The 10,621-nt window shown below is 42.7% G+C and carries 5 protein-coding genes; all 5 read left to right on the top strand.

All coding sequences use genetic code 11. The features are described from left to right. Nucleotides 1-183 precede the first annotated feature (183 nt). On the top strand, nt 184-1,800 hold the full coding sequence (locus PHR02_RS11485; RefSeq protein WP_299992216.1) for a ShlB/FhaC/HecB family hemolysin secretion/activation protein: 1,617 nt from the start codon (nt 184-186) through the stop codon (nt 1,798-1,800). A gap of 8 nt (nt 1,801-1,808) precedes the next feature. Further along, the gene (locus tag PHR02_RS11480) at nt 1,809-9,101 is read left to right on the top strand and encodes a hemagglutinin repeat-containing protein (RefSeq protein WP_299992214.1); all 7,293 of its coding nucleotides are present in this window, start codon (nt 1,809-1,811) and stop codon (nt 9,099-9,101) included. Next, nucleotides 9,101-9,781 carry a hypothetical protein gene (locus tag PHR02_RS11475; RefSeq protein WP_299992213.1) on the top strand — a complete coding sequence of 227 codons (681 nt, stop codon included), beginning with the start codon at nt 9,101-9,103 and terminating at the stop codon, nt 9,779-9,781. The genes PHR02_RS11480 and PHR02_RS11475 overlap by 1 nt, the downstream gene beginning before the upstream one ends. A 23-nt stretch (nt 9,782-9,804) precedes the next feature. Beyond that, the gene (locus tag PHR02_RS11470; protein ID WP_299992211.1) at nt 9,805-10,323 is read left to right on the top strand and encodes a hypothetical protein; all 519 of its coding nucleotides are present in this window, start codon (nt 9,805-9,807) and stop codon (nt 10,321-10,323) included. After that, a partial coding sequence (locus PHR02_RS11465; RefSeq protein ID WP_299992209.1) for a hypothetical protein occupies nt 10,323-10,621 on the top strand: 299 nt, incomplete at its 3' end. The genes PHR02_RS11470 and PHR02_RS11465, both read left to right, overlap by 1 nt.

Raw genomic sequence — 10,621 nt, 5'->3', positions numbered from 1 at the left:
ACTTGTTTTTTGTACATCATTGTCGCTTGTCATATCTAGAATATTTTTTCTCTTAGACCCCCCCTCTTAACACAAATGTAACACATTATCAGTATTATTTTTAATTATATGCACATATTTTTATTCATTTTTATTTTGTATTAATTGCTTGCCGTTTATAATTATGATTTTCTAAAGGTTATTATGTTGAAATTCAGTACGTTTACTCTCCTGATACTAAGTGGCTATTCTACCTTATTTGCCGCTTCTTCCATCGATTTCCCTCTGATTAATGAACAACAGCGACAAATATTTGAGAAGCTCCAAAACGTTGATACCACAATCCCATCATCTAAAACCATACAGATAGAGTCTAATGCTTCAATCGATCGAAACGATTCGGTCTGCTTTAAAACGACTTCCATTGTGATTAAAAACATGACCCTTCTAAACCGTGATGAACAGAACTTAAGTATTTATCCTTATATCGGTCGGTGCAACGGGATTCGTTCTTTGAGTTCCTTGGCCGATTCATTGACCAAACAGTACATAGACAAGGGCTACATTACCTCACGTGTCTATCTCGTTCCTCAGGATATATCGGGTGGGACAGTCGAGTTATATGCGTTAGAGGGGAAGATTGCACACGTTGTCAGCGATAACTCTAAAACAGCCGGAGCATTTATAGGGTTGGAGGGCGAGCCTTTGCATTTGGGAGATTTGGAGAGTTCCATCGAACAGGTCAATCGTCTACGCTCCAATAAAACTACCATGAACTTGGTTCCCGCTAAAGAGGAAGGCTCAACGGACGTCATTCTGAACTCTCAAGAAACTCTCCCGTTTTTCGGTTCATTTGGATTAAATAACTATGGTTCAGACGCAACGGGGAAGTTTCAACTATACGGGGGATTTGTATGGGAGAATTTTTTCGGGTTCAGCGATATTTTTTCCATTAATATGAATACTACCGACAAACAGCAAACGGGTAAAAAGAGTTTCGGCAACACCTATACCTATAGTGTTCCCTTGGGCAAATGGTTGTGGGAAGGATCGCTCTCTCGCTTTACCTACAGTCAAACCATCGTAGGATTGAATGATTCGTACATCTCACACGGGGAGAGTGAAGTCTACTCTCTTGGAACCACTTATAAACTCTTTCATACCCGTACTCAGAACATTGAACTCAGCACTCAAATAGCGAAGAAAAAAACCCTCAGCAAGATAGACACTACCGTGATCGATGCATCCACCTATAATCTAAGCGTTGGAAGAGCGGGGGGGAAATACGTATACCAACAACCAAAATGGGAATTATATGCTCTCATCGATTATCATCATGGGCTTAATGCGTTTAATCCGACGACGGATGGTACACTAAAGAACGATTTTTCTAAGTGGACTTTGGCAGCAGGGGGAAGCAAATATTTCGATACACTCCTCCCGATCACCTATAACTTCAGCGCCTATGCCCAATATTCCAATGATCGCCTGTACAGTGTAGAGCAAATCAGCATAGGAGGCGCTTACAGTGTCCGTGGGTTTCAGACGCAAAACATCAGCGGCAATAGCGGATGGTATGCTCGCAATGAACTCGTATTTCAAACGTCGCCGAATATTTCACCCTATATCGCTTACGATATCGGACATATAGCCTCCGGTGAAGATACGACAGGAGGAACCCTCAGCAGTGCAACGATCGGATTACGCGGTCATTACGGTGCGTTCGATATGGATATTTATCACGCTATCCCCCTCTCATCTCCGAATAAGACGTTTGATACCGACCCCTTTGTCGGTATCAGCGCATCGAGTAATTTTTAGGAATCAAGATGTTCACCCACCTCTACCGCCAAAGTATTTCATGTATCCTCTCAACCGCATTGCTGGGAAATATTCTCTATGCCGATGGGATTGTCGTTGATACGGCGGCAGCAGTTTCTCATCGTCCAATGATGGAATCGACCCCAAACGGTATCCCTCTAATCAACATTGTCACACCCAATACATCAGGGCTTTCGCACAACAAATTCAGCGAATTCAACATCAACTCTTCCGGGGTGATTTTTAACAATGCTACGAGTGCATCATTAACACAGTTGGGGGGATGGGTTCAGGGAAATGCTAATCTAGGGACGACTCCGGCACGGGTGATTCTTAATGAGGTGACGGGAACCAATCGATCCTTGCTACAAGGCTACGGTGAAGTAGCGGGACATCGTGCCGATCTCATCATTGCCAACCCTAATGGCATCACGGTGAACGGTGGAGGGTTTATCAACACGTCGCGTGCGACATTGACAACAGGTACTCCGGAGCTGAGCGGAGGTATACTCAATGGATTTCATGTACAACGCGGTGATATCCTCATCGAGGGAGAGGGACTCAATGCGGACAACATCGACAGAGTGGAACTTTATACCAAAGCATTACAGCTGAATGCAAAACTCTACGCCAAAGCGCTCGATGTCGTTACCGGAGAAAATACGATCACGCGAGATGGGACGGTAATCTCCGATAACGTCACGGGAAATGGGTACTCTATTGATTCGAGTGCATTGGGAGGTATTTATGGCGATACGATCCGACTGGTGGGAACCGACAAAGGGGTCGGAGTAAATCTCCCTCAAATCACCTATGCGAGTGATTCATTAGAACTCACCGCCGATGGAAAAATTACCCTTGGACAAATCGTAGCCGATAAAGCGATCAACGTCGTGTCGCAGAGTTCTGATGTTCTTGCAAGCGAGGATATATCGGCTTATGATATCTCTATTTCGGCACAAAACAATATTTCTATATCAACCGATCGTGTTGTTAAAGCATTGAATAATATGAGTATTAACGCAGGAGTAGCCATTCTCAACGACGGAGAGCTCAACGCATTGTTAGGGACGGGGGCAACTTTTGTTCATACGCGTGATCTCTCCAATAATGGATTGATAGGAGGATATGATGTCACTGTCACTAGTGATATCATCGACAATCTCGGAGCGGTTTATTCTAAAAATAATCTCTCGCTCAATGGGGGAGCACTAAATAATGGTGGCGTAATCCGCAGTAACAATGAAATGGAGCTCTTGATTGACGATACACTGAGCAATCGTAAGGGTGGGACGATATACAGTGACGGTTCACTCACCATCGCCGCTAACGGTGCCAAAGATAAAATCAATACGATTGATAATTATGGAGTCATCCAATCAGGGAGTAATCTCAATATCACAGCTCAAACACTCAATAATCTTGCCGATGCACCGGTGATTAAAACGGTAATTTCCTCAACAGAAGAAACGATTTCGCAAGGCGGTTCTAATGATTACGATAAAGTCACCGTGACCACAACCACAGATGTTATCGATGTACCTAATAATCCTGCCCTAATTTTATCGACAGGTGATATGAGTATCGATACACAGAATATTAATAATTTTTATTCCCTAATTGCATCGGACAAGGATATGATGCTAAATGCCGATAATGTTAAGAATGTAGGTAATGTACTTGTTAATACGGTCGTAACGGTTATCAAAAAGTATCGTGATGAAAGATATTGTTCACGAAGGGTACTGGGGGCATGTGTTAGTCATAAACATCGTGCCGGCTATCGGGGAACATGGACGACGGAACAGAGTGAGAGAACACCGCTTTCAAATTCCGGGATTATTGCCAAAAACAGTATTTCCGGTAATATAGTAACATTGAGCAATTTGAGCGATCAGTTAAACGGCGTATTAGGTGCAGAGCAGATTTTAGCTAACCTCTCAGCGATAAATGAACTTGAAACACGTTCTTCTTTACTTCAAGAGCTAACCTTGACGTTACAAAATGCAAATGAAGTGCTTGCAGAGAGTATTGGAGAGGAAAGCGCTATCGAGGCGATTATTACAGACGCCATCGCTAACAATGATTTAAGTATCTTTCATACGAACATGGCGTTATTGCAGAGCGATTTGCATCAGGAGATGACAGATAATAGCGACTTGGCGAATACTTTGGAATCCTTGATCCTCACCATTAAAGCAGAAAACACCGCTTACGATACGACCGACTTAGAATTGACGCTCAGCCAATTTAAAAATAATATTACTTCTGCCCAACAGCACCTCGATGATATAGAAACACTTCGTTCCTCTATGGGGGAGATAAACGATCTTCAAACAAAAAAGCAATCTCTATTGGATATCGATCATACGATAAGAACTCTCGTATCGGACAATACGGAGGCATTAAGCAAATTCGATATTACCCCATTGACCAGTGGATTCGAAGCAGCTTCCGATACTCTCCGTGCTGAAGTCAATACCGCCTTGGCTCTTCAGGAAAATGTGGAATATAAGATAATTACTCAGGATGAAGGATTGTATCAAACCAATCTGCATCGCAATCTCACAGCAAACCCGGCTATAGCCTACAGCGAAAGTGCGGAAGCCATTATCGACGGGATCGTGCTTCCACAGGGAAAATATGGACTTTTCTTGGTTAATCGGGATATCAATCACCCTTATCTCATTGAGCACAACCCTCTTTATACCGATTATAACACCTTTATCAGTTCTGATTACATTTTAGAAAGGCTGGGATTTGATCCTGATCATACCCTAAAACGTTTAGGGGATGGAGCGTATGAGACTCAATTGATTCGAGACTCGGTGATACGGTTAAGCGGAAACCGATATTTGGGGCAATACACTTCGGATGCGGAACAGTACCAAGCACTGATGGACAATGCATTGCACGTACAATCGGATTTGGGGTTGGTGGTCGGAGTTGCGTTGACGCAGGATCAAATTGCCCATCTCGATGAGAATATCGTCTGGCTGGAAGAGCGGACAATAGAGGGGGTTAAAGTCTTGGTTCCCCGTGTCTATTTAGCCTCAAGTACACTCAGGGAGTCGGGACCGAAAATTGCGGCGAATACGATCGATTTAACCATCGGAAATACCCTAACCAATGACGGAGTGATCCGTGCGAACGATGCCCTCTCTCTGAGTGCCGATACGATTAAAAATATTAACGGTTCCCTCTCTTCAGGAGGGGATATGGTACTCCAAGTGCAAAGCGATTTACGTAATACCAGCGGTACAATAACCTCAGGGGGGGATATGAGCCTCCGCTCAGAAGGTGCAATCACGAGTGATGTAGCCTCGCAGGAGATACAATACCAATACGCTAGAGGGGTTCAAACAGCCACGCAAAAAGGGAAATCTTCTCTAATTAACGCGGGAGGGGCGTTATCGCTCGAAGCCGATCAAACCATTAAGATGAGTAATGCCGAGGTAACCGCTAATGAAAATATCACGATGGTCTCTAAAAATGGCGATATCAATGTCAATGCTCTAAAAACCGATGATGCCTATAACTTTAAACTGCGCAACGGTTATAACAAAGGGGATAGTACCACCTATGAAAGTACAAATATTACAGGGGAAAATATTTCCCTCAATGCAAATGCCATCACCATTGACGCCTCATCAATAAACGCGAAAGAGGATCTGAGCGTCACAGCAAAAGAGGGGGTAGAGCTTATAGCTCGAAATGACCATATCTATACCGATACCAAAATCAAATCTTCAAACGGTTTCGTCGGGAGTAAAGTACAGCAAGATACCGTGTATAAAGAGATTACGGTAGGCAGTACCCTAAATGCTCAGAACATTAGCATTACCTCAGGCAAAGACACCACCCTCCAAGCGGCAAATCTCAAAGCAGCCGAGAACATCCAAGTCGATGCCACAGGAGACATCAATGTCCTCGCTAAAACCTACCGCGAAGCGAGCCTCCACCAAGAGTCTAAAAGCAGTTTCGGCGGACTTGTTAGTTCCGCATCACTGGATAGCACCGATGCGGAGAAACTCCACGAAGCAACGCTAAAAACCGAAGCCAAAAACATTATCATGAATTCTGGGAAAGATATTAGTATCGTGGCATCCAATGTGAGTGCAGGGGATGCTATTGGATTGAAAGCGGCTCAAAACGTTAATATTGTATCCGATGAGGAACAAAATACTGAGCAGCACTACAGTAAAAAATCAGGGTTGAGTTTAGGTTTTAGTGACGGTATGCTAACAGTTGCAGAAGAGAAACAAACGCAAGATGCTAAAGCAAACATTACTCAAAAAAGCTCAACATTGAGTGGAACTACAGTAGTAATAGACGCAGGTCAAGATGTAACGTCTATAGGATCGAATGTCATAGCATCAACAATCGACGTAAACGCGCAAAGAGACGTAAATATTCTTTCTGCAACAGAATCTGCCAATCACGATCACAAAGAGTCAACTGCCAAAGCAGGTATCGGTGTAACCCTTAATATGAATGAAGCATCCATTTTTGCCGGAGTCATTACCAAATCCGATAAAATTGGAGAAGGACAAACGCAAGAGGTGAGTTCACAGCTCGTTGGTGATAATATCACTGTTCGATCAGGTAATAATACCAATGTTCTTGCGTCAAATGTTATCGCCAACAATGATGTTTCGATCCAAGCCGATAAAAACATCAATATTCTCTCTGAGGATGCAACTACCTATAAAAATCAGGTTCATGAAGAACTAAAAGCGGGGATCAAAGTAGGAGTACAACAGCATGTGACCGATGCGGCGAAACAGCTGGTTTCCAATGCTGAGTCGCTTCCTAAATCGGACAACGCGGTCAATGCTGCTTCAACTGTGCTTAGAAGTATCGATCTGGTGAGTAATACCTTGTCACATTCGGTTAGTGCCGGATTCGATGCGATTGCGGAAATGTCCAAAAGCGAAACATCCGCTCAAAGCACTTCCGCACAAAGCTCTACTATTGCTGCGGGGCATGACGCTTTATTGGATGCTACCAAAGAAATTACGGTTGCAGGCAGTGACGTTATAGCGGGTAACAAAATCTCGATGAACGCCGAAGCTATTACCCTTAAATCCATAGAGCAAACCGCATCCTCTTCTTCATCCGATAAATCAGGATCGCTCAAAGTCACCTTATTTGGAACCAATGAAGGTCAAGTAGATGCATCGTATGCTCAGTCAAAAAATCGTTCAAATGATACTACTCAGCGCGATACCTATGTGGCAGGTAATGATGTTATCATCAATACCTCAGGAGATACGACGCTTCAAGGTGCTCACGTGTCGGGTAATACCGTCACGGCAAATGTCGGCGGCGATCTGAACCTTATCAGTGTCCAAGACACCGGAAGTTCCAAAGGTGACAGCGAGAGTATCGCTCTCAGTACCGGAGGAAGCGTCAGCGTAGGTGCGGGTAAATCGAGCAGTTCCAAAGCATGGGTAAATGAGCAAACAGGTATTATCGCTACCGAAAAAGTTGATATTACGGTTGCTAAAAATACTGATCTGCAAGGAGCGATTATCGCCACAATCGATGCAAATGGTCACGATGTTGGAAATGTGAACCTCACAACAGGGACACTGAGTACGAGGGACATCACCGATCACGATAAATCGACCTCGATGAACATCGGTCTGGGAAATATCACCGCTGCGCAATTTCAAACAAACAGCCAAGGGACTAATGGAGGAACATTGGAAGCTGGATATGGATATAGCGATAAAGAACAGATTAACCGCGCGACGATCGGAGGCGGGACGATCACCCTAACCAACCAAGAATCAGTACCGACGACCCTCAACCGTGACATCACCAAAGCGCAAGAGATCACGAAAGATGAGAGTGAGAACTACGACATCTACGCCAGTGAAAACTCGATTAAGGCGGTGCTGAACCCGACACAAACAGCAAAAGATTGGGGACAAGCGATAGACGATATGGGATTGAGCGTTCACAAAGAGATTACGGAGAACTTGCCTTCAGAGTCAAAAGGAAAAGACGGTAACGGAGATTGGGCGGATAATACAGTCGGGGTAGTATTGGATACTGCAGAAAAATACGTACCGTTTGGGCTTCTCCCTACACAGGCGAATGGTGGCGGATATATCACTCAGATCGCTACACAGCTTTTCGGAGACAATCGGACGGGCATTATTGTAGAAAGCAAAGAGACGCTTTTAAAAGCGGGCGTGTCAAAAGATGATATACAAGAAGTCATACTAATAAAAACCGAAAAAGGTGTCAAAAAAGCTGAAGACTTCAAAGATACGGATACTGTTCTCGATACCGTAACGCTCTATCGAACCGATCCAAATAAAACGGTCATTATCGGTGATCCTACCGATAAAACAGGAGACCCGTCCCTCGAAGATTATAAAATTCGACTGAGCGCAGAAAATGTAAAAAATTCAGGAATCAACCATCTCTTTACAAACGGGATGTTTAACTCTATAGAAACAGCTACGTACAATCAGCAAACCCAACAGGGTAGAGCGGATGGTATACTTAACTACAATCAGCAACATGGGATTATAGGAGACCTTTTGGAAAGTGCCCAAGATGCTTTAGCGGTGAACACGGGGTTATCAGCTTTAGGGACAGGCGGTGCCAGACAGACCGGAGCAGTGATCGACCAAATGGCTACGATTACCAAAGGAAACCTTACAGTAGGTGCACATTCACAAGGTACACTCATGTCACAAGTAGGTATGGAGAAAAACAAAGAACACCTGCAAGAACTTGTCCAAGGTAATAAGGATAGTAAATTCCTCGTAGGCTACGCAGGCTCTCCGGTTAATCATAATTTCGCAGAGGCGTTGGTTAGCGAGATTTATGGGGGAAAAGATGCTATTAATGATAGATTTGATAATAAAAAAGGGATATCTAATGTATTCCGCTCCCAAGTAAATCCAGAGGATGCCGTCGGCAGCTTTTTAGGCTGGCAATCAGCAGGAATAAACAACTCAGAAAATTTAGGAAACAACGTATGGGAAAGTTTCTTTGCTATACCAAGACTTTTCGGAATAGGAGGGGATTCATCCCACTCCTATTATCCTTGTGTAATTGGGTGCGGGAATGAAAACTATACTCCTGATATTAAAAACTACTATACACCCAATGCGAATGATGGGGTAAAAGAACATCCGAGAAGTGAGTATTATCAAGACAATTTTACGAATAAAGATGGAAAAATGACTATCAATATGGGTTTATTACCTCAATCCGACAAATCTGACTCCACCCAGCCAAGTACACAGACAATTTTAGATACGACAAAAGGGCGATGATGAAGTATATTGTTTTATTCATATTAAGCTTGAACTTTATAGGATGTTCAGGTAGAGGTTTAGAAAACGCTATAGAGAATGCAATGATTTCATCAAGTGGCAATAAACCACCTCAATCTTTTAGAGTAGCTAATCTTCAAACCATGAAGGATTACGTTTTTAATACAGAAGATTTCTCTTTTTCTCTACCATCCGCAAAAGAATCTGATTTTACAAAAATGGGCGGATGGGACGGTATGAGTATGAGGGACGGTAAAACCATCGTATTAGGCTTAAAAGATTCTATTGTTTACCATGTTGAATTAACTGTTAGTACTATGGCATATACCGAGAGAGAGAGAGCTATTGAATCAGGAGATGTTTCATACATAAATAAACTTTTACATCAATATCATCCAAATAAGAATATATCACTTCAAAGGCATGGCAAAGAAAATTATTTCTGTGAGGTTAGGGAAGGAGTAATTGATAAACATATTTATCCAAATAAGGAAGAAATTTCATTTGGATGTTATAAGTTTAATCCTGCACGAACAAAAGCAAGAGAAGTTGCACTCATTTTAACCTACAACAAACCAAATGATCCACGTTTGGCGGAAGAATACACCTACGAAGACCTCCAAAAACGCTCACAGCGGATACTGGACAGTTTATATATCAAAGACGGGTGGGAGAAGTAGGTGCACATTCACAAGGTACACTCATGTCACAAGTAGGTATGGAACAAAACAAAGAACACCTGCAAGAATTGGTACAGGGTAACAAGGATAGCAAATTCCTCGTAGGCTACGCGGGTTCTCCGGTTAATCATAACGTTGCGGCAAATTTGGTGACGGAGATTTATGGAGGGGAAACCAATATTAAAAATCGTACTGATTTTAAGGAAGGCGTTAATGATGTTTTTCGTTCCCAAGTAAACCCGCAAGATTTAGTCGGGAGTCTTTTAGGCTGGCAATCAGCCGGGGTCAATCAGAGCGATAATGTGTTGCTCAATATCGGAGAGTCTTTCCTTAGACTTCCGTCATTATTTATCCCATCAGAAAATAATCCGTCTCCGCACTCTTTCTATCCGTGCATTATTGGATGTGGAGATAATAGTGTGACACCAAAATTGAATACATATTCTGACCCTAAAGACATAAATAATCAAGGACAAACTCCACTTGAAGAGTATTATAAAACCTTGAATGTTGATCTCAATCTCTATACGAAAGATAAGTAATGAACAAAACTATTCTTTATGCAGTAATTTTAGTAGCAATTCTTGTTTTATCGGGGTGCAGTGCCCAAAGGGTGGTCGATTCGTATAATGATTTATCTGTCAAATTAGCTGGAAATAATCCTCCCACTTTTTTTAAAGTTGACGGTGTCAAAGAAGCCAATAATCTGAAACTTACGTCAAAGCATTTCGATGTTTCCATGCCGATGGTAAAAGAGAAAGATTTTAAAGATCTGGGTGGATGGCACGGAAGCTTTGAAGGTAAAGATTTAAGTACTATATATCTTTATAAATCAGGGTT

The organism is Sulfuricurvum sp., assembly GCF_028688295.1.
GTDB lineage: Bacteria > Campylobacterota > Campylobacteria > Campylobacterales > Sulfurimonadaceae > Sulfuricurvum.
Note: the sequence above shows the minus strand (reverse complement) of the source record. Positions and strands in the feature narration are given on the sequence as shown.